Origin of the sequence: Sulfitobacter sp. 1A13496, assembly GCF_043557225.1 — a bacterium.
GTDB classification, from domain to species: Bacteria; Pseudomonadota; Alphaproteobacteria; order Rhodobacterales; family Rhodobacteraceae; genus Sulfitobacter; species Sulfitobacter faviae.
Window position 1 is genome coordinate 71,421 of the sequence record NZ_JBIFFP010000004.1, and the last position, 21,681, is coordinate 93,101.

The window sequence follows — 21,681 nt, forward strand, 5'->3', positions numbered from 1 at the left end:
ATTGCGATGAAAAACCGACCTAACGTGAAATCGGGGATTCCCGCCACAGGGGCATGTCTGCTCGCGGTCTGAATGGTGTGTGAAGAATTTCCCAGCCCAGTCAATTGCCTGAAGGCTGCGGCGCTCTACTTGTGCATGCAATGGTGTCCGCCTAAAGGGTGGTCCGCCAATTATAACAATGGGAGACATCTTATGAAAATGTTCAAAATGCTCGCGATGACCGGTGCCATGGTGGCCGGCACTGCGGCCATGGCTCAGGAAAAGTTCATCACCATCGGCACTGGTGGCCAGACGGGCGTTTACTTTGTCGTCGGTCAGTCGATCTGCCGTCTGGTGAACCGCGGCACAGCGGATCACAACCTGAAATGCACCGCCCCCTCAACCGGTGGGTCGATCGCCAACATCAACGCGATCAAAGCGGGCGACATGGACATGGGCGTGGCCCAGTCCGACTGGCAGTTCCACGCCTACAACGGCTCCTCCCAGTTCGAGGGTGACAAGTTCGACAACCTGCGCGCGGTCTTCTCCGTGCATGGTGAGCCCTTCAACGTCATCGCCCGTGCCGACAGCGGCATCGAGTCCTTCGACGACCTCAAAGGCAAGCGCGTCAACATCGGCAACCCCGGTTCCGGTCAGCGCGCCACCATGGAAGTCGTGATGGACGCCAAAGGCTGGACGCTGGACGATTTCGCACTGGCATCCGAGCTGAAACCGGCCGAGCAAGCCGCCGCTCTGGGCGACAACAAGGTGGATGCGATCATCTACACCGTGGGCCACCCCAACGGTTCGATCCAAGAAGCCGTGTCGACCGTTGATGCCAAGCTGATCCCCGTGGACGGTGACGCGATCCAAGGTCTGATCGACGACAATCCCTATTATGCCGAGGCCACCGTGCCGGGCGGCATGTATAAGGGCACCGACGAAGACGTGAAAACCTTCGGCGTGAAAGCCACCTTTGTGACCTCCGCCGATGTTGACGACGAAGTCGTCTATCAGGTGGTCAAGGCAGTCTTTGACAACTTCGACCGTTTCAAGCGACTGCACCCTGCCTTTGAGAACCTGACCCAAGAGGAAATGATCTCGGGCGGTCTTTCCGCGCCGCTGCACCCCGGTGCCGAGAAGTATTACAAAGAGCAAGGTTGGCTCGAGTAATCTATCCGTGACATGATAGCTCTGGCGGCGGTACGCTGCCGTCAGAGGCCCGAAAAACAATATGCGCATCCGCCCCAAGGTGGAGCCGACAGGGGGACGATATGTCTGAGAAGGACCAGCAAAAGGCGGCGGCTGTCGAAACCGCCGCGACCGGTGACCGGGGGGGGTTGAGCCAGGCGGAACTGGACGAACTTGTCGCTTCTTCTGATACGGGTGGGCGTTCGGTCGGTGGTTTGATGGGCACATTGCTGCTGCTCGTCGCGCTGGCTTGGTCCCTGTTTCAGCTCTACATCGCGTCGCCCATTGGTCTTTTCAACGATACGCTGGCCCGCTCCATTCACCTTGGCTTTGCCGTGTTCCTTGGCATCATGGTGTTTCCAGCCACGCGCACGAGTTTTCAGGTGGCGCTTGGCGTCATCGTGCCCATCGTTCTTGCCGCGCTCTTTATGGTGAGCACCAAGGACTCGACCGCCATCTGGTGGATCCCGATCCCCGCGCTCTTCGTTATTGCCACAGTACTCCTCGGCTCGCCCAAGAACCGCGTTCCGATCTGGGAATGGGCCTTGGCCATCGTCGGTACATTCTGCGCGCTCTACCTCTTTATCTTTTACCGTGACATCGCCAACCGCGTCGGCGCGCCGATCCTGCCGGATTATATCGCGGGGGTGACCGGCCTGTTGATCCTGCTCGAAGCCACCCGCCGCGCCCTTGGGCCCGCGCTGATGATCGTGGCGAGCGTCTTTCTCTTCTACACCGTGCTTGGCCCCTATATGCCCAGCATCATCGCGCATAAGGGCAACAGCCTTTCGGAGATCGTGAACCACCAGTGGATCACGACCGAAGGTGTCTTTGGCATCGCGCTTGGCGTGTCGACCTCCTTCGTCTTCCTCTTTGTGCTCTTCGGCTCGCTGTTGGACCGTGCGGGTGCGGGCAACTACTTCATTCAGGTCGCCTTCAGCCTCATGGGCCACATGCGCGGCGGCCCGGCGAAGGCTGCGGTCGTGGCCTCGGCGATGACCGGCCTGATCTCGGGCTCATCCATCGCCAACGTGGTGACCACGGGCACCTTCACCATCCCGCTGATGAAGAAAGTGGGCTTCAACTCCGAGAAGGCTGGCGCGGTCGAGGTGGCTTCGTCGGTCAACGGGCAGATTATGCCGCCCGTCATGGGGGCTGCGGCCTTCCTTATGGTCGAATATGTCGGCATTCCCTATTTCGACGTGGTCAAACACGCCTTCCTGCCTGCGGTGATCTCTTACATCGCGCTGGTCTACATCGTGCATCTTGAGGCGATGAAAGCCGGGATGCAGGGGCTGCCGCGTGCCTATACGCCCAAGCCGCTGGTGCAGCAGCTTATCGGCATCGCCTTTGCAATCATCGCGATCTGCGCGCTGTCCTTCGCGGTTTACTATCTGATGGGCTGGATCCGCCCGGCCTTCCCCGAAACGGCGGGCTATATCATCTTTGTCTTCCTCACGGCGGTCTATGTCGGCCTACTTTATGTGGCGAGCAAGGAAGAACCGCTTGAGATGGAAGACCCCAACGCCGAGGTGACGACCCTGCCGATGCCGGGGCCCACTGCGCGTTCCGGTCTGCATTTCATCCTGCCGGTCGTGGTGTTGGTTTGGGCGCTGATGGTCGACCGCCTGTCGCCCGGCCTCTCGGCCTTTTGGGCGGCGGCCTATATGATCTTCATCCTGCTGACACAGCGCCCGCTGATGGCGATGTTCCGGGGTGAGAGCCAGTTCCTGAATGATGTCAAAGCCGGGTTCCTTGACCTGATCGACGGTCTGGTCACCGGCGCGCGCAACATGATCGGTATCGGCATCGCCACCGCCACGGCGGGCATCATCGTCGGCGCGGTCAGCCAAACCGGTGTCGGCTCGGCGCTGGCGGATGTGGTCGAAGTGCTTTCGGGCGGCAATATCCTTGCCATCCTGTTCCTGACCGCGGTGCTGTCGCTGATCCTTGGCATGGGGCTGCCCACCACGGCGAACTATATCGTCGTCTCGGCGCTGCTGGCGCCGGTGATCGTGACGCTGGGCCAGCAGAACGGGCTGATCGTGCCGCTGATCGCGGTGCATCTCTTCGTCTTCTACTTCGGCATCATGGCCGATGTGACCCCGCCGGTGGGACTGGCAAGCTTTGCCGCCGCCGCCGTTTCGGGCGGTGATCCGATCCGCACTGGGCTTGTCGCCTTCTTCTACTCCCTGCGCACCGCGGCGCTGCCGTTTCTGTTTATCTTCAACACCGAATTGCTGCTGATCGGGGTCACATGGGGGCAGGGGCTGTTCATCTTTGTGGTGGCCACCGTGGCCATGCTGCTTTTCGCGGCGGCGACCCAAGGCTTCTTTCTGGCCCGCAACCGTTTCTATGAAACCATCGCGCTGCTGCTTATCGCCTTTACCCTGTTCCGCCCGGGCTTTTGGATGGACATGATCTATCCCCCCTATAGCGAGGAAGCCCCGACCGAGATCGTGCAGGCGGCTGAGGAAACGCCGGCGGGCGAACGGCTGCGGCTGCGCATCTCAGGCGTGAACGATCTGGGCGATCCGCTGGAGTTCGTGGCGCTGCTGCCTATTGGCGAGGGCGAGACAGGGGCCGAGAAGCTGGAGGCCGCGGGTCTGATGTTCCGCGAGGATGGCGACAAGATGATCATCGACGATGTCCTCTACGACAGCCCGGCGCAGGGCGCGGGCCTTGATTGGGATCAAGAGGTGCTGCGGGTGCTAAAACCGATGCCACAACCCAGCAAGTACTGGATGTTCATCCCCGCCCTGCTACTTCTGGCGCTGGTGGTGTTCTTGCAACGGGGCCGTGCCGCGCAGGCCCCCCGTAAGCCCGCGACAGCCTGAGGAGGGCGCATCATGTTCGATAACATCCTGCTGACCGTTGATCTGAGCGACCCGAAATCATGGGAAAAGGCGTTGCCGCAGGCGATTGATATGATCCGCCTCTCCAAAGGCACGCTGCATATCCTCTCGGTCGTGCCGGACATGGGCACACCGCTGGTCGAAGGGTTCTTTCCCGCGGATTACGAGAAACAGGCCACGGGCCGCGCGGCTAAGGCGCTTGAACAGCTGGTCGAGCGTGAGGTGTCTGATGACGTAAAGGTGAAGCAGCATCTGAAATTCGGCAAGATCCACCGTGAGGCGCTGAAAACGATAAAGAAATCAAACGCCGATCTGGTGGTCATGGGGTCGGAGCACCCCGACAGCCTGCGCGAATTCCTCGTCGGCTCCAACGCCGACCGCATTGTGCGTCGTTCCCCTGTTTCCGTTCTGGTCGTGAGGGCGTAAGACACGTGCGTCGCGGAGATAGGCAAGGAAATGGTCCATTGCGCCGCGTAGTTCGGAGTATTCACGCATGACCCCTTTCGCGATTGCCGGCGTGCAGATGTACGTCAATGCCTTGCAGCCCAATGTCGAGGGCATGATCCAGCGGCTCGACATTCTGATGGCGCGTTTCCCTTGGACACAGATGGTGCTGTTCTCCGAACTGGCACCTTTCGGCCCGCTTGACCGGTTTGCCCTGCCGCCCGAGAATGAGACGATCGAACAGTTTCAGGCCGCCGCGCGGCGGCATCGGGTCTGGCTGATCCCCGGTTCGATGTTCCTCAAGCATCCCGAGGATGGCCGCGTATATAACACCTCGGTCGTCATCAACCCCGAAGGCGAGGTGGTGCGCCGCTATGCCAAGATGTTCCCCTTCCGGCCCTATGAGGCCGGGATCGCGGCGGGCAATGAATTCTGTATTTTCGATGTGCCAGATGTGGGCCGCTTTGGCCTGTCGATCTGCTATGACATGTGGTTCCCCGAAACGACGCGGCAGTTGACCTCGCAAGGGGTCGAGGTGCTGCTGCACCCGGTGCTGACCGGCACCACCGACCGCGATGCGGAACTTGCCATCGCGCGCGCCACGGCGGCGCAGTTCCAGTGCTATATCTTCGACGTGAATGGCCTTGGCGCCGGGGGCGTGGGCCGCTCCTGCGTGGTCGACCCGACTTCGATGGTGCTGCACCAATCAGCGGGGCAAGAGGATATGTTCCCGATTGAGATCGACCTCAACATGGTGCGCCGTCAGCGTGAGACGGGGATGAAGGGGCTGGGCCAACTGCTCAAATCCTTCCGCGACCGCCCGACAGACTTCCCGGTCTATGACCGTGACAGCGGCGCGGATGCCTTCCTGCACACCCTTGGCCCGCTTGAAATCCCGCAACAGGGCAGCCGCGCGGGGCTGCATGTCGATGTGCCCGCCCAGCAGGTGCCTGCCGAAATCCCGACCTATAAGGGCAAGAACGGTTTCCCGCCTGAGCCGCTTGCCAGCCCCACCGCCGGGACGGCGCCCGAGGTGGCCCAGACACCGGCGCCCGTGGCCCCGGCTGCGGGCACGCCCGACCCACAGACAACGCCCGACACGCCCGGGCAGAACGACAATACCAGCGGCTAGGCCGGGGTTAGGTTCGCACAAAGCGCTACCTGACGCATCGGTCGGCCCTCCAGCAGAGGACGACTGATGCATTCTATGAACGACTATTCCTCGGCCATTCAACTGCGGTCGGATCGGTGGAGCGCACTGCGCGCCGCCGCCGCCGCCATGTCGCGCGATCCGAAAGGCAAGAACGCGGCGCAGGGGCGCAAGGAAATTGAGGCGCTGTTTGAGTCACTGGCCCTGATTGAGCCCTATTGGGCCTTTCCGGGCATGTCCGCCTTTGACCACATGCGCCGGCAGTTCGCCCATGGCAATTACGAGGATCTGGCCTTTGCCGTGAACCGGGTAACCCGGGCGCTGACCACCGGCGCTTACCGGCGCCGCACCATCCCGTTGGAACGCGACAGTCTGGATCAGGACGAGCATGACGACGAGGCGATGTTGCCGCCCGAGGCGCGGGCGCTGGCGAAACCCTATTTCGAAGTGCTGATCGTCGACAATGTGAATGAACAGCAGGAACGCTGGCTGCGCAGCAATGTCACCCGCATGCGCCGGACCGAAGACCCGTTCATCTACGAAGCCGTCGTGGTGCCCAGCCTTGAAGACGCGCTGATCGCGGTGATGTTCAACCATAACATCCAAGCCATCGTCGTCCGCCCCGGGCTCACGTTGAAATCGAAAGTCGATCAACAGATCCTGACCCGCTACCTCGCCCGCGCAGGGGGGCAGGATGAGATCGACGCACTTCAACCCGAGAGCTATGGCCCAGAGCTTTGCCGCATGATCGCCAAGGTCCGGCCCGAGCTTGATGCCTATCTGGTCACCGAACGCTCGGTCGAGGATATCGCCGGGCTCGATCTGGGGATTTGTCGGCGGGTCTTCTACAATCAAGAAGACTTCATGGAGCTGCACCTCAACATCCTGCGTGGGGTGCAGGCGCGTAACAAGTCGCCCTTCTTCACCGCGCTGGTGGAATATTCCAAACAGCCCACCGGCGTCTTCCACGCCATGCCGATCAGCCGTGGCAAGTCGATCACCCGCAGTCACTGGATTCAGGACATGGGGGCGTTCTACGGGCCGAATATCTTCCTTGCAGAGACTTCCGCCACCTCGGGCGGGCTCGACAGCCTGCTAGAGCCACATGGACCGATCAAAGAGGCGCAGGAACTGGCTAGCCGCGCCTTCGGCTCTAAACAGACGTTTTTCGCCACCAACGGCACGTCGACCTGCAACAAGATCGTGGTGCAGGCACTGGTGCGGCCCGGCGACATCGTGCTGGTCGACCGCGACTGCCACAAGAGCCACCACTACGGCATGGTGCTGGCAGGCGCGCAGGTCAGCTACCTCGACAGCTATCCGCTTAACGAATACTCGATGTACGGCGCGGTGCCGCTGCGCGAGATCAAGGAGCGGCTCTTGGAGCTGAAGGCGGCGGGCAAACTCGACCGGGTGCGGATGCTCTTGCTGACCAACTGCACCTTCGACGGGCTGGTCTATAACGTCGAGCGGGTGATGGAGGAATGTCTGGCAATCAAGCCCGACCTCATCTTCCTTTGGGACGAGGCATGGTTCGCTTTCGCCCGGTTTAGTCCCACATATCGCCAACGCACCGCGATGAACGCGGCCAATACCCTGCGGGCGAAGTTCAAGTCCGAGGCCCATGCCGCCGCCTATGAGGCCCAGCAAAAGACCCTGAAGGACGCGGATGATGAGACCCTGCTCAACACCCGGCTGATCCCCCCGCCGCAGGCGCGGGTACGGGCCTATGCCACGCAATCGACCCACAAGACGCTGACCTCGCTGCGGCAGGGCTCGATGATCCACGTCAACGATCAGGACTTCAAAGGCGAGGTCGAGCAGAGCTTTCACGAAGCCTATATGACCCATACGTCGACCTCTCCGAACTATCAGATCATCGCCTCGCTCGACGTGGGGCGGCGTCAGGTCGAACTCGAAGGGTTCGAGTTTGTCCAGCGACAGGTCGAAGCGGCGATGTCGATGCGTCGCGCGATCAGCGAACACCCCCTCTTACGCAAGTATTTCAAAGTGCTCTCCGCCGGGGACATGATCCCCGAACAGCACCGCGAAAGCGGCGTCACCAGCTACTATGACGTTGAGCAGGGCTGGACCGACATGTGGGATTGCTGGGAGCAGGATGAATTCGTGCTCGACGCGACCCGCGTGACCCTCGCGGTGGGCGGCACGGGCTGGGATGGCGATACCTTCAAGACCCAGATCTTGATGGACAAATACGGCATCCAGATCAACAAGACCTCGCGCAATACCGTGCTGTTCATGACCAACATCGGCACCACGCGCTCTTCGGTCGCCTATCTGATTGAGGTACTGGTCGAGATCGCCAAATCGCTCGACGATCTGCTCGACGATGCCAGCCGGATGGAGCGGCTATCTTTCGACCGCCGCGTCACCAATCTGATGGAGAACTACCCGCCGCTGCCGGATTTCAGTTGCTTCCACGAAGCCTTCCGCGCCGCCGACACGCCCGAGGGCGACATACGCACGCCCTTCTTCCTCGCCTATGATGAGAAGAATTGTGACTACCTCGACCTGAACGGATCCTTGCAAGAGGTGATGGACGCGGGCGAAACGGTGGTCTCGGCCAGTTTCATCATCCCCTATCCGCCCGGCTTTCCGATCCTCGTACCCGGACAGGTCGTCAGTCAGGAAATTCTCGACTTCATGCGCGCGCTCGATGTCAGCGAGATCCACGGATACCGGCCCGATCTGGGCCTGCGCGTCTTTACCGCGGAGGCATTGAAACGCGTGCGCCGCAAAGACCTTTCTTCTTCACCCGTTTGACCAAAAGGACCTACGACATGGCAAAAATTCTCAAGAATATCTCCGAAATCCGCCGGTTCTTTCACCGAAACGAGGACCCAGTCTATTTCATCTCGGCCACCAACTTCAATCTGCTGGGCCTCGATGAGTGGGTGAAAAATTTCAAATACATCTGCTATATCGACTGCTACGGCGGCAAGCATCCCAACGTCTTTTGCCCCTCGGAACAGCCCCATGCGGAGTTCCAGAGCATCGAGGACATCAACAACTACCTGCTGCAGCACAAGGAGGTCATCGACTTCATCAATCGCCGCGGGGGCAAGCCCAAGTTCGTCTTCCTGATGTTCGACGAAGAGACCGAGCGCCTGAGCAAAGAGCTGGGCGCCGAGGTCTGGTTCCCCAAGGCGAAACTGCGCCAGTCGATGGACAACAAGATTGAGACTGTGCGCATCGGCAACAAGGCCGGCGTGCCTTCGGTGCCCAACACGCTGAGCGAGGTGAAAAGCTACGACCACCTCCGCGAGATCTGCGAGAAGGCCGATCTGGGCCATGACCTCGTGCTACAATCGGCCTATGGCGACAGCGGGCACACGACCTTCTTCATCAAGTCCGAGGCCGATTTCCGCCGCCATGAGAGCGAGATTATCGGCGAAGGTGAGATTAAGATTATGAAGAGGATCGACTGCCGTGGCGCCGCGATCGAAGCCTGCGCCACCAAGGAAGGCACCATCGTCGGCCCGCTGATGACCGAACTGGTCGGCTTCAAGGAATTGACCCCCTACCGCGGTGGCTGGTGCGGCAACGAGATCCTCGCCACCGCCTTCCCGCCCAAGGTTCGTGAGAAGGCGCGCGATCTGACCTTCAAGTTCGGCGAGCAGCTGCGCAAAGAAGGCTATCGCGGCTATTTCGAGCTCGACTTCCTGATCGACAAGAAGACCGGCGACCTGTGGTTGGGGGAGTTGAACCCGCGCATCACCGGGGCGAGTTCCATGACCAACCACGCGGCCTTTGCCCATGCCGATGCGCCGCTGTTCCTGTTCCACCTGCTGGAGTTCAGCCGCAAGAAGTTCACCCTCGACGTGGATGAGTTGAACGCCCGCTGGGCCGATCCGGACAATATCGACGGTTGGAGCCAGATGGTCATCAAACACACCGAAGACAGTGTCGACATCTGCACCGAAGCGCCCGAGACCGGGATTTACAAGATGAAGGAAGACGGCAGCGTGGTGTTTGACCGTTTCGACTATCACCGCCGCGCGGTCGAGAGCGAGAACGAAGCCTTCTTCCTGCGCATCCTGCAACCGGGTGATTATCGTTACGAGGGCGCGGATATCGGCATCCTCGTGACGCGGGGTCGGTCGATGACCAAGTCTTTCCAGTTGAACGAACGCGCGAAAAAGTGGATTCATGGGATCAAACGCAGCGTGGATGGCAAACCCTTGCCCACCGCCTCTGCCGGTCCAGAGCTTTCTGATCCGGCGTTCAAGATCCTGTAACGAGTTGAAAGGCCGCGATGTACTGGCGCGCATTGTCCGAAGACCAGCCCGGCCCGAAATGGGCCGGTCTCTTCGCGGCCTATTGGCCTGATTATCACGCATGGTGGTTGAAGGAAGGGGAGGCCGCGCGCCCGACCTATGCCCAATGCCGCCGTGCGCTGGCCCAGCATATGCCCGAGATGCTGCCGCTTTATGACCAGCTTTGCAGTCTTGCAGGGGGCGGCGATCACGCTGCGCGCTTCCTTAGCTTCTATTGTCCGCCGCCCTATCTGTCGGCCTGTTCGCAGGCGATCTGGGCGGGGAAAGAGCCGGTCATGGTGCGCAACTATGACTATAATCCCAATGCATTCGACGCGATGGTGCTGCGCACCGGTTGGCAGGGGCGGCAGGTCATGGGCACCTCCGACGGGCTTTGGGGGCTGGTCGACGGGGTGAATGATGCAGGGCTGTCGATCTCGCTCACCTTTGGCGGGCGACGTGTGGTGGGCGAAGGCTTCGGCGTGCCGCTGATCCTGCGCTATGTCTTGCAGACCTGCGAAACCGCGCAGGAGGCGGGCAAGGTGCTGGCGCGGGTGCCTACGCATATGAGCTACAATGTCACCGTGCTGGACCGAAAGCGCAATTACCTGACAGCCATGATGGCCCCCGATCGCCCCGCTGTCATCACCCGCGCCGCGGTGGCGACCAACCATCAAGAGAATGTGGAGTGGATCAGCCACGCCCGCTTTACCGCCACGGTCGAGCGTGAGCGCTACCTGTTGCAACGTCTGCGTCTGCACCGCGACCCGGAGGAGAAGTTCATCGGGGCGTTCCTCAAGCCGCCGCTTTATTCCACGGCCTTCAACGCCGGGTTCGGCACGCTTTACACCGCCGTCTACCGTCCGCGCAAACGCGAGATGGAGTTGCGCTGGCCCGGCACGACATGGGCGCTGTCACTGTCGGATTTCACCGAAGGGGCGCGGCAGGTCTTGGTGCCGGGGGCGGCATGAGCGGGGCGGCGCGCAAAGGGCCGCTGTCCTCGCTCAGGGTGGTGGAGTTTTCCGGCCTTGGCCCCGCGCCGCTGGCCGGGCAACTGCTGGCCGATCTAGGCGCGGTTGTCATCACGGTTGACCGCAAAGCCGCCCCGGCGGACCCGTCGGACATCAACCGGCGCGGCAAGCGGTCGGTGGTGTTGAACCTGAAAACCGCCGAAGGGATCGCCGCGGCGAAGGCGCTGATCGCCTCTGCCGATGTGCTGATCGAAGGGTTCCGCCCCGGCGTGATGGAACGTTTGGGCCTTGGCCCCGACGACTGCCCTGAGGCCCTGATCTATGGCCGAATGACCGGCTGGGGCCAGACCGGCCCGTGGGCACAGACGGCGGGGCATGACATCAATTATCTGGCTCTAACAGGGGCACTTCATGCCATGGGCCATGCCGACGCGCCCCCGGTGCCGCCCCTGAACATGGTGGCGGATTACGGCGGCGGGACGATGTTCTTGCTGTTCGGCATCCTTGCTGCCGTCATCGAACGCGGGGTGACCGGCAAGGGCCAAGTCGTCGACGCCGCGATGGTCGATGGGGTGCCTGCGATGATGGGGCTGATCCATGGCATGCTGGCCCAAGGCGCATGGACCGAAGAGCGTGCCGCCAATTGGCTTGACGGGGCCGCGCCATTTTACCGTTGCTACACCTGTGCGGATGGGAAGTTCATCTCGGTCGGGGCATTGGAGTCGCAGTTCTACGCGATCTTGTTAGAGAAGTTGGGCCTGCCTGCGGAGCTTGCCGAGAGCCAGAATGACAGGACGACATGGGACGAACGGATTGCTGAGTTCACCGCGATTTTTGCCACCCGCGCCCGGGACGACTGGGCGGCGCATTTCGACGGCTCTGATGCCTGCGTGGCCCCGGTGCTCAGCCTTTCCGAAGCGCCGGATCATCCGCAGATGGCGGCGCGGGGCAATGTGGTGAGGGCGAATGGCGTGTTGCAATCAGGCCAAGCGCCGCGGTTTGACGGTGCCGCGCCGCAGATGCCCAGCCCCCCACGGGCCATCGGCGCGGATACCGATGCGGTGCTGGCCGAACTTGGCTTGCCGCGCGACCGCGCATGAAAAACCCCCGGCCACAGGACCGGGGGTAAATCCTGTCACAGAGGCAAGGCTCAGGCCGCTTTGCGGTCGTGTTTGCCCTCTTCGATTTCCTCGACGATCTTGGCGACGAAAGCGTCGAGATCCTCGGGCGAGCGGCTGGTCACGATGCCTTGGTCGGCCACCACTTCGCTGTCTTCGTAATGCGCACCGGCATTCTTTACATCCGTCGCGATGGAGGAGAAGGAAGTCGCCTTGCGGTCCTTGATGATGCCCGCCTCGATCAGCAGCCACGGGGCGTGGCAGATGGCGGCGACGGTCTTGCCGCTGTCGTGGAACTTGCGGATCAAAGCCACCGCGTCTTCGTTGGCGCGCAGCAGGTCGGGGTTGATCTGGCCACCGGGCAGCACGATGCCTTGGTAGTCGTCGACATTCACGTCCTGAAGGGCGAGGTCTGCGGGCACGGTGTTGCCCCAGTCATCTTCGTCCCAACCCTTGATCTCATTGCCGTCGGGCGTGGCCACATGGACGGTGGCGCCGCGGTCGCGCAGATCGTTCAGGGGTTTTTCCAGTTCGGACTGCTCAAAGCCATTGGTGGCGAGGATCAGGATCTTTGCATTGGTGATATCAGTCATTGCTTTCTCCTTTGGCATTTCTGCTAGACCAACGGTCTGCATAGCCGCCTGTTCCCCTCACATTCGCGCGAGGGCGATGATCCGCCGGTGCAGATGCGCCACAGGGCGGTGAATATTTGTTGATACGTCAAAGGACGGCATCATATATGCGTTCAGAATGGATCGCCCCGACACCCCCCTTGCCGAATTGCCCATGGACGAATTGATCGTCTGTCCGCATTGCGACGCCGTCTACCGGCTGCGCCGCCCCGCCCATGGGGAGCGGGCGAGTTGTGAGCGGTGCCATACCGCCCTGATCACGCCCCGCAGGAACGCCGGGTTGCAGATCATCGCCGTGGCGGTGGCGGTCATGGTCTTGATCATCGGGGCGGCGGTCTTTCCTTTCCTCACCATCGACGCGGCGGGGGCCAGCAACGCGGTGTCGGTGCTGGATGCAGCGCTTGCCTTTTCCGGCGGGCCGATGATCCTCTTGTCGCTGGCCACGGCGGCGCTGATCTTTTTCATCCCGCTCTTGCGGGTGCTGCTGACGCTCTATGTGCTGATCCCCGTGGTGCTGGATCGCCCGCCCGCGCGCCATGCCGTCGCCGCCTTTCGCCTGTCGGAGGAACTGCGCCCTTGGTCGATGGCCGAGGTTTTTGCCATCGGCTGTGCCGTGGCGTTGGTCAAAGTGGCCGATCTGGCCGATGTGGGCTTTGGCCCCGCGTTTTACATGTTCGGCGCGCTGGTGATCCTCGTCATCGCGCAGGACAGATTCTTATGCAAATGGTCCGTATGGAACTCTCTGGAACATCCCAAGACATCGTGAGCGCACGGGAGTTGGGCATCGTGGCCTGCACCCGCTGTAACAAGCCCGCGCCGATGGGCACGGAGCTTTGCAGCCGTTGTGGCAGCAAGCTGGTCTCGCGCGATCGGATGAGCCTTCAGCGTGTCTGGGCGTTCTGGACGGTGGGGCTGATGTGCTACATCCCCGCGAATACCTATCCGATGCTTAAAACCCGCACGCTGTTTCAGGTCGAGGAAAGCACGATCATTGGCGGCGCGGTGGAACTGGCGCAATATGGCAACTGGGGGATCGCCCTGATCATCCTCTTCGCCTCTGTCGCCATTCCGTTGGCCAAATTCATGGCCGTGGCCTTTCTTGCGATCAGCGTGAAGCGGCGCTCGGTCACCTCGCAGCGCCAACGGCATTACCTTTACGAAGTGGTTGAGTACATCGGACGCTGGTCCATGATCGATATCTTTGTGGTTGCGATTTTGTCGTCTCTGGTGCAACTCAAGACACTGGCCGCCATCAATCCCGGTACCGCGAGCATCTTTTTTGCCCTCTCCGTGATCTTTACCATGCTGGCGGCACAAGCGTTCGACACCCGCATGATCTGGGACGCTCAGACCAAGGACGAGGGCCTGAAAACCAATGACTAAGACGCCTCCCGACGTACCGATTTCCCCGGCCCGCAAGATGTTTCTCAGCGGGGCCTCGGTGATCTGGATCATCCCGATCCTCGCCCTGATCGTGGCGCTTTTCGTGGCCTATCGGTCTTACAGCGAGCGCGGCCCGGTGATCGTCGTAGAATTCGAAGAGGGCGCAGGTATCTCTGCCGGAGAGACCGAATTGCGCTTTCGCGATGTGACGGTCGGGGTGGTCGAGAAGGTCGGCTTCACCTCGGGTTTGGACCGGGTGACGGCGCATATCCGCGTCGACAAGGACGTGGCGCCTTACATCGACAATGGCGCGGTCTTCTGGGTCGTGCAGCCCGAAGTCACCGCACAGGGCATCACCGGTCTCAGCACGGTGCTGAGCGGTGTCTATATCGAAGGGTCGTGGGACCAACAGGTCGGCCCCGCGGCAGAGCGCTTTCAGGGATCGTCGACTGAGCCGTTGATCCGCGGCGGCCAAGGCGGGCTTGAGATTGCCTTCCGCTCCACCGCAAACGGGCATCTGACCGACAATGCGCCGATCCTTTACAAGGGCATCGAAGTGGGCCGCGTCGGCTATGCCAAGATCGCCCCGCGCGGCAACTACGCCATTGTCGAGGCACTGATTTTCGAAGAGCACCGCCAGTTGATCAATGAATCCACCCGCTTTTGGGATGCATCGGGCTTTAGCGTCAACATCGGCCCCGCGGGGGCCGAGATCGACTTTTCCTCATTGGCGACCCTCGTTGGCGGCGGCATCACCTTTGACACTTTCGTCTCGGGCGGGGCGCAGGTGTCTGACGGCACGGTGTTTGAGATTTACCCCGACAAGGAAACCGCGCGGAACTCTGTCTTTAACGCCTCCGAAGTCGATCCGCTGAAGCTGAGCGTCGTGTTCGACGACAATATTTCGGGTCTGATTGTCGGCGCCCCGGTTGAGATGAGCGGGCTGGAGATCGGTGAGGTCGAGACCCTCTCGGGGTTGGTGGATTTCGAACGGTTCGGCGACAGCCGCGTTCGGCTGAACGCCATCCTGTCGATCCAACCGGCGCATTTGGGGATGCAGGACGATGTGACCGCCGAAGCCGCGCTGGCGTTCTTGAAAGAACGTGTGGAAAACGGCCTGCGCGCGCGGCTTGCCTCGGCCAGCCTTTTGACGGGTGGTTTGAAGGTTGAATTCGTGAGAGTGGAAGACGCACCCGAAGCGTCGTTGGCCGAGACGGAGAACGGTCTTGCCCTGATGCCCACTACCGAAAGCGATGTCTCCGATGCGGCGGCCACGGTCGAAGGGGTCTTTACCCGCATCAACAGCCTGCCGATCGAAGAATTGCTCAACAGCGCGATCACCTTCCTCAATTCGGCAGAGGCTTTCGTGTCGGACGAAGACCTGCGCGAAACCCCGCAGGACGTGCGCACCCTTTTGGGTGAATTGACCGGGCTGGTCTCTTCCGAAGAGGTCAAGAACGTGCCTGTCGCCCTGAACGGCACGCTGGTGCGGATCGAAGAATTGGTGGCCCAGCTTGAGGAAGAGCGGATTGCCGAACGGCTTTCCACCGCGCTCGAAGGCGCGTCGGATGCGGCCAATGCGGTGTCCTCCTCGGTCGAAGGCGTGCCGGAGTTGGTGGAGCGCATTCAGGCGGTGGCGGCCAAGGCCGAAACGCTTGAGGTCGAAGAACTGGTCGTCGCACTCACCGACCTCACCGAATCCGCCGATGCGGTGATCGGTACCGAAGATGCGGTGGCCCTGCCGGGCGCATTGAAACGCGCCTTGGACGAATTGAACGCCACATTGGAAGAGCTGCGCGAAGGCGGCGCGGTTGAGAATGTGAACCGCACCTTGGCCTCGGCTCGCAAAGCGGCGGACAATATCGCCCTTTCGGCCCAAGACCTGCCGCAGGTGGTCGAGCGTTTGACCGCGCTTTTTGCCCAAGCCAGCCGCACCATCGAAGGCTATAACCAAGGTGAACAGCTCAGCCGCAGCGCCGAGCGCACCCTGCGCGACATCCAGAAAGCCGCCGATGCCCTTGCATCTTTGGCGCGGACCATCGAACGTAACCCCAATTCTCTATTGCTGGGACGGTAACGCATGACATTTGCAAGACCCTTGATCACCCTCGGCCTCATGGCAGCCTTGGCGGCCTGTGGCAGTACGGCTGAACGTTTCCCCGTCCGCGCCCCGGCGGTGACAGAGAAGACCCCCATCTCTTTCAGTTCCGTCGAAGTGCGCGATGTCTCACTGCCGACCTATGCCGCCTCCGAGGAGATTTCGGTTCAATTGGCCGATGGCCGTCTGGTCAGCTCCACCGATGTGCTCTGGGCCGATGCGCCTGAGCGTGCCGTGGCGCTGGAGCTTAGCCAGAACCTTGCGCGGATGACGGGGCGGCGCATCGCGTCTGAGCCTTGGCCGTTCGAAGCCTTCCCCGATGCCAGCCTCGAAGTGCGCTTTGCCGAACTGGTGGCCACCGAAGCGGGGGAGTTCCGCGCCTCCGGTCAGTATTTCGTGGCCGTCCGCGATGACCGTCGGGAGCGGTCGGGCCTGTTTGACCTCAGCGTGCCGTTCAATCCCGAAGGTGGCGCAAACGCCATCGCCGCGGCGCGGGGGCAACTCGTCCTTGATCTGGCCCGCTATATCGCCCGGAACGGGTTGAAGTAGGGTCGAGCGCCGGAAGTCTACCGGCGACGCGCGTTGTTCCGTCTGTTCGGAAAATTCTGAATAGTCTTGATTTGTGCCTCGCCTTGTCTATCTACCGTCAACGCGCCTGCCGTGGACGGGGAATGATGGATAGCACTGACCAGATCGACCAAGTCCGCGATGACTTCATCACCCGCATGGGCGTCGTCGCCATGGGCGAGGGGTTGCCGCGCATGGCAGGGCAGGTCTTTGCCATGCTGGTTTTCGAGGGCGAGCCGATTGCCTTTGGCGCGCTGTCGCGCCGCCTTTCCGTCAGCCGCGCCACAATCAGCACCTCCATTCGCCTGCTCGAAGAGCGGGGCTTGATCCGGCGTGTGAACAAGACCGGCGACCGGCAGGATTACTTTCAACTCGCCGATGACGCCTATGCCGCAATGACGAAATACGCGCTGGCAGGGACTCGCCACGCCAAATCCGAGATTAACGATACGATCCGCAAGCTGCCCGAAGAGGCCGAAGGGGTGCGCGAAAGGCTCGATACTTTCGCCGCCTTCTATGACACGATCAGCGCCGCGCTTGATGACGTAGCAACCCGGGTGAGCAAGCCCAAGAATTGACGCGCGCCTGATCACAGGGTCGCGGTGATGGAGTTCGATCAATGAGTGACACATCTCAAGAGCGCCAGACGCTTTCATTCGACAGCGATGCCGGCTCGAAACGGTCGAAGTTCATCGCCGGTGGGATCGCGCTGTTGATCGCTCTTTGGATGGGCAGCGGCTATATTATCCCCTCCGAAGAGACCGAAGAAGCCGCGCCTGCGCCCATTGCTCCCGAAGCGGTGACGGTGGCCGTGCGCGGCTCTCAGGCGGACAGCGTGACGCAGGTCTTCGTGGCCGAAGGGCAGGCCCTGCCGGATCGCGATACGATGGTCCGCGCCGAAGCGGGTGGTGAAATTGCCGAGGTGCTGGTCGCCAAGGGCGATGTGGTCGAAGCGGGCGCGTTGATCGCGCGGCTCAGCACCACGGCGCGCGATTCCGATCTGGCCCGCGCGCGTGAGGAATTGAGCCGCGCACAGCGCGAATACGACAACGCCCAAGCCCTACTGGACAGGGGTGTCTCGACCGTGGACCGCGTGAGCCAAGCGCGCGCGACCTTGGCCGCCGCTCAGGCCTCGGTCACCGCCGCCGAAGAGGCTCTGAACAACACCGAAATCCGCGCCCCCTTTCCGGGCCGGCTAGAGATGCTCGATATTTCAGCGGGAGAGTTCGTCTCTACCGGTGAAGAAATCGCGCGTTTGGTCGACAACACGCCACTGACGATCCAAGTGCAGGTGCCCCAGCAGTCGCTCAAAGATATTGAAGAGGGGCAAGAGGCCGAGGTTGTCTTCATCACCGGGACAGAGGCGCAGGGCAAGGTGCAGTTCGTTTCAAGCAGCGCCAGCGCCGAAACCCGGACCTTTACCGCCGAAGTCAGGGTCGAAAACGCTGATGGTTCGATCCCCGCGGGCATATCGGCCCGCGTGCGCATCCCCACGGGCGAGACCCGCGCGCATTTCGTCTCTCCGGCGATCCTATCCTTGGACACCAATGGCACCTTGGGCGTCAAAACGGTCAACGATGACGATAAGGTTGTCTTTAACAAGATCGCCATCGTACGCGCGCAGACCGATGGCATCTGGATCGCGGGCCTGCCGGATGAGGCCCAGATCATCACCATCGGGCAGGGCTTCGTCAACGACGGGGAAACGGTCAATCCGCAGCCCGAAACCGGTGGCGACAATGAAGGGGAAGCGCAGCCCATGACGGGTGTGCCCGAGATTGACGAGTTGGAAGACCAGCCAAGCGGCGACGGCCAGATCACCGGCAGCGCCGAAGCCGCCCAGCCGGAGCAGGTGGAATGAACACGCTGATCGACGCCGCTTTCAGCCGCGCCCGCGTGGTGATCCTGAGCTTGGTGATGATCTTGGCGGTCGGGGCCTATGCCTATGTCGGTATCCCCAAGGAAAGCTCGCCCGAGATTCCGATTCCGACGCTCTATGTCTCCACCTCTCTCGAAGGCATCTCGCCCGAGGACAGCGAGCGGCTGCTCGTTGAGCCGCTTGAGACCGAACTCAGCGCGATAACCGGGTTGAAACAAATCACCTCGAACGGGGCCGAGGGCCATGCCTCGGTGCAATTGGAGTTCGAGCCGGGGTTCGATTCCGACGAGGCACTCGACAAGGTGCGCGAGGGCGTGGACCGGGCCAAGTCGGACCTGCCCGAAGACGCCACCGACCCGGTCGTGACCGAGATCAACACGGCGCTTTTCCCGATCCTAACCGCGATCCTTTCCGGCCCGGTGCCGGAACGGACGCTCAACTCCATTTCCGAAGAGTTGAAGGACGCGATCGAAGGGCTGTCCGGCGTGCTTGAAGTCGATGTCGGGGGGGAGCGGACCGAGCTTTTGGAGGTGCTGATCGACCCCACGGTCTTTGAGACCTACAATATCTCTTTCGAAGAGCTGATCAGCCAGATCAACCGCAACAACCGCCTGATCGCAGCGGGGGCGATTGAAAGCGGCGCGGGGCGGCTGGTGCTCAAGGTGCCGGGGCTGATCGAGAATGTCGAAGATGTCATGTCTCTGCCGATCAAGGTGCGCGGCGATACGGTGGTGACCTTTGCCGATGTCGCCACGATCCGCCGAACCTTCAAAGACCCGACTGGCTTCGCCCGGATCGACGGCCAGCCCGCGCTGGCGCTTGAGATCAAGAAACGCTCGGGCGCGAATATTATCGAGACGGTCGCGGCGGTGCGCGAATTGATTGACGAGATGCGCGCGGAATGGCCCGACAGCATCACCGTCAAATACACCCAAGACGAATCCGAGCAGGTCCAAGACATGCTCAGCGATCTTGAGGCCAATGTTATTGCGGCGGTGATCCTTGTGATGATCGTGATTGTCTGGGCCTTGGGCGTCCGCTCGGCCCTGCTGGTGGGCTTGGCCATTCCGGGCGCCTTCTTGGCCGGGGTCACGGCGCTTTGGGTCATGGGCTATACGATGAACCTTGTGGTGCTCTTCTCGCTGATCCTTGTGGTGGGGATGCTGGTGGACGGGGCTATCGTGACCACCGAACTGGCCGACCGCCGTCTGCAAGAGGGGCATTCGCCCCGCGCCGCCTATGCCCATGCCGCCAAACGCATGGCATGGCCGATCATCGCCTCAACGGCGACGACGCTCAGCGTGTTCTTCCCGCTGCTGTTCTGGACCGGCACGGTGGGGGAGTTCATGAAGTTTCTGCCCATCACCGTGATCCTGACCCTGACCGCATCGCTTTTCATGGCGCTGGTCTTTATCCCCGTCGTTGGCGGGATCATCGGCAAGCGCCCCCCGCAATCGGCCAAGGATAAGGCGACGCTCCATGCCGCTGAACAGGGCGACCCGCGTGACCTGAAGGGCTTTACCGGCGGCTATGTCAAACTGCTGCAATTCGCCATCCTGCGCCCGTGGATGACCCTGATCCTTGCCATTTCCATGCTGATGGGCGGCTTTACGGCCTATGCGCAATTCGGCAATGGGATCACCTTTTTTCCCGATGTAGAGCCTGATTTTGCGCAGGTGCAGGTGCGCGCGCGCGACAATTTCTCGATCTACGAACAAGACGCGCTGGTGCGGCAGGTCGAACAACGCCTCTTTGCCTATGACGAGATTGCCAGCGTCTATGCCCGCACCGGCAGCAGCAACCGCGACAGCGCGGATTTGATCGGCACTATTCAGGTTGAGTTCACCGAGTGGGACGAACGCCGCCCCGCCGCCATCATTGGCGAGGAAATCCGGACCGAGATGGCGGCCATTCCGGGGATCGACGTGCAGGTGCAGACCGCCTCGAACGGCCCCTCGGCGGGCAAGCCCGTCAATCTGCGGATCGAGGCGCATGACCCGCAGGTGCAGCAGCAGGTGGTGGATCAGATTCGCGAGAAGATGGCCGATATCGGCGGTTTCACCGATGTGACCGACTCGCGCCCCCTGCCGGGGGTGGAATGGCGCATCGCCGTGAACAGGTCCGAGGCCGCGCGGTTCGGGGCCGATATATCGACCCTCGGGCAGGCGGTGCAACTACTGACACGGGGCATCACGGTCGCGGATTACCGGCCCGACGATGCCGAAGGCTCCATCGACATCAACGTGCGCTTCCCGTCGGATGAGCGCACGCTGGAAGAGTTGCAATCGCTGCGCGTGCCGACCTCCGCAGGGCTGGTGCCGATCTCGAACTTCGTGACTTTTGAGCCGAGTCCGCGGACCGGCACGATCACGCGGGTGGATCAAGAGCGGGTGGTGACGATCGAGGCCAACGTCGCACCGGGCGTTTTGGTGAACGACCAAACCGTCGCCCTGCGCAGTGCGATTGACGCGATGGACCTGCCGCCGGGGGTCGAAGCCTCCTTCGCCGGAGAGGCGGAGGATCAGCAGGAATCGATGATCTTCCTCGTCGGTGCCTTTGTCACCGCGATTTTCCTGATGTTCGTGATCCTCGTGATCCAGTTCAACAGCTTTTACCAAGCCTTCGTCGTCATGTCGGCCATCGTCTTTTCGATCGCCGGGGTGCTCTTTGGCCTGCTGATTACCGGACGGCCCTTCGGGGTGGTCATGGGCGGCATCGGGGTCATCGCGCTGGCGGGGATCGTGGTGAACAACAATATCGTTCTGATTGATACCTATAACGACCTTAAGAAACTGGGGCTGTCGCCGCTAGAGGCTGCGCTGCGCACCGGGGCGCAGCGTTTGCGGCCCGTGGTGCTGACGTCGGTCACCACGGCGCTTGGTCTGATGCCCATGGTGATCGGCCTCAACATCAACTTCTTCACGCGCGAGATCGTCTATGGCGCGCCTTCCACCCAATGGTGGACCGAACTAAGCTCGGCCATTGCGGGCGGTCTGGTGGTTGCCACGGTGCTGACGCTGGTGGTGACACCGGCGATGTTGATGCTGGGAGAGAAGAAAGCGAAACGCGCCGAGCCGACCACGCCGGAGCCGGAACCGGTCGCCGTCTAGCGTAAGGTCAGGCGGCCCAAGATCAAG

Annotated in this window: 16 protein-coding genes; 15 read left to right on the forward strand and 1 reads right to left on the reverse strand. The window is 61.7% G+C overall.

Annotated elements, in window-relative coordinates:
• Window positions 1-192: 192 nt before the first annotated feature.
• The 8 genes from ACGYLX_RS10915 (at window position 193) to ACGYLX_RS10950 (ending at window position 11,967) form a co-directional block, all read left to right on the forward strand.
• Entirely contained in the window at window positions 193-1,152 is a 960-nt protein-coding gene (locus ACGYLX_RS10915) for a TAXI family TRAP transporter solute-binding subunit (RefSeq protein WP_067268205.1), read from the forward strand.
• 101 nt (window positions 1,153-1,253) lie between these two features.
• Window positions 1,254-4,007, forward strand: a complete 2,754-nt coding sequence (locus tag ACGYLX_RS10920; protein ID WP_168612608.1) for a TRAP transporter permease — start codon at window positions 1,254-1,256, stop codon at window positions 4,005-4,007.
• Window positions 4,008-4,019: 12 nt separating this feature from the next.
• A complete protein-coding gene (locus ACGYLX_RS10925) occupies window positions 4,020-4,451 on the forward strand; it encodes a universal stress protein (protein ID WP_168612609.1) in 432 nt (143 codons plus the stop codon).
• Between the two features lie 67 nt (window positions 4,452-4,518).
• Window positions 4,519-5,601, forward strand: a complete 1,083-nt coding sequence (locus ACGYLX_RS10930; protein WP_136720276.1) for a carbon-nitrogen hydrolase family protein — start codon at window positions 4,519-4,521, stop codon at window positions 5,599-5,601.
• A 66-nt stretch (window positions 5,602-5,667) separates the two neighbouring features.
• Window positions 5,668-8,403: an aminotransferase class I/II-fold pyridoxal phosphate-dependent enzyme gene (locus ACGYLX_RS10935; RefSeq protein ID WP_394409350.1), complete on the forward strand. Its 2,736-nt coding sequence runs from the start codon at window positions 5,668-5,670 to the stop codon at window positions 8,401-8,403.
• Between the two features lie 17 nt (window positions 8,404-8,420).
• Complete coding sequence (locus tag ACGYLX_RS10940; protein ID WP_168612819.1) at window positions 8,421-9,878, forward strand: biotin carboxylase; 1,458 nt, start codon at window positions 8,421-8,423, stop codon at window positions 9,876-9,878.
• A gap of 17 nt (window positions 9,879-9,895) precedes the next feature.
• Window positions 9,896-10,867: a C45 family autoproteolytic acyltransferase/hydolase gene (locus tag ACGYLX_RS10945; RefSeq protein WP_168612820.1), complete on the forward strand. Its 972-nt coding sequence runs from the start codon at window positions 9,896-9,898 to the stop codon at window positions 10,865-10,867.
• On the forward strand, window positions 10,864-11,967 hold the full coding sequence (locus ACGYLX_RS10950; protein ID WP_168612821.1) for a CaiB/BaiF CoA-transferase family protein: 1,104 nt from the start codon (window positions 10,864-10,866) through the stop codon (window positions 11,965-11,967). The genes ACGYLX_RS10945 and ACGYLX_RS10950 overlap by 4 nt, the downstream gene beginning before the upstream one ends.
• A 50-nt stretch (window positions 11,968-12,017) precedes the next feature.
• On the opposite strand, the gene ACGYLX_RS10955 is transcribed toward ACGYLX_RS10950, so the two are convergent.
• Entirely contained in the window at window positions 12,018-12,578 is a 561-nt protein-coding gene (locus ACGYLX_RS10955; protein WP_168612822.1) for a type 1 glutamine amidotransferase domain-containing protein, read from the reverse strand.
• A 157-nt stretch (window positions 12,579-12,735) separates the two neighbouring features.
• On the opposite strand from ACGYLX_RS10955, the gene ACGYLX_RS10960 reads away from it, so the two are divergent.
• The 7 genes from ACGYLX_RS10960 (at window position 12,736) to ACGYLX_RS10990 (ending at window position 21,654) form a co-directional block, all read left to right on the forward strand.
• Window positions 12,736-13,383 carry a paraquat-inducible protein A gene (locus tag ACGYLX_RS10960; protein ID WP_168612823.1) on the forward strand — a complete coding sequence of 216 codons (648 nt, stop codon included), beginning with the start codon at window positions 12,736-12,738 and terminating at the stop codon, window positions 13,381-13,383.
• A complete protein-coding gene (locus ACGYLX_RS10965; RefSeq protein ID WP_271690018.1) occupies window positions 13,341-14,000 on the forward strand; it encodes a paraquat-inducible protein A in 660 nt (219 codons plus the stop codon). The genes ACGYLX_RS10960 and ACGYLX_RS10965 overlap by 43 nt, the downstream gene beginning before the upstream one ends.
• Entirely contained in the window at window positions 13,993-16,077 is a 2,085-nt protein-coding gene (locus tag ACGYLX_RS10970; protein ID WP_168612824.1) for an MlaD family protein, read from the forward strand. The genes ACGYLX_RS10965 and ACGYLX_RS10970 overlap by 8 nt, the downstream gene beginning before the upstream one ends.
• A gap of 3 nt (window positions 16,078-16,080) precedes the next feature.
• The gene (locus ACGYLX_RS10975; RefSeq protein ID WP_168612825.1) at window positions 16,081-16,647 is read left to right on the forward strand and encodes an ABC-type transport auxiliary lipoprotein family protein; all 567 of its coding nucleotides are present in this window, start codon (window positions 16,081-16,083) and stop codon (window positions 16,645-16,647) included.
• Window positions 16,648-16,769: 122 nt separating this feature from the next.
• A complete protein-coding gene (locus ACGYLX_RS10980; RefSeq protein WP_168612826.1) occupies window positions 16,770-17,243 on the forward strand; it encodes a MarR family transcriptional regulator in 474 nt (157 codons plus the stop codon).
• 41 nt (window positions 17,244-17,284) lie between these two features.
• Window positions 17,285-18,526, forward strand: a complete 1,242-nt coding sequence (locus ACGYLX_RS10985) for an efflux RND transporter periplasmic adaptor subunit (protein WP_168612827.1) — start codon at window positions 17,285-17,287, stop codon at window positions 18,524-18,526.
• Window positions 18,523-21,654 carry an efflux RND transporter permease subunit gene (locus ACGYLX_RS10990; protein WP_168612828.1) on the forward strand — a complete coding sequence of 1,044 codons (3,132 nt, stop codon included), beginning with the start codon at window positions 18,523-18,525 and terminating at the stop codon, window positions 21,652-21,654. The genes ACGYLX_RS10985 and ACGYLX_RS10990 overlap by 4 nt, the downstream gene beginning before the upstream one ends.
• Window positions 21,655-21,681: the final 27 nt, after the last annotated feature.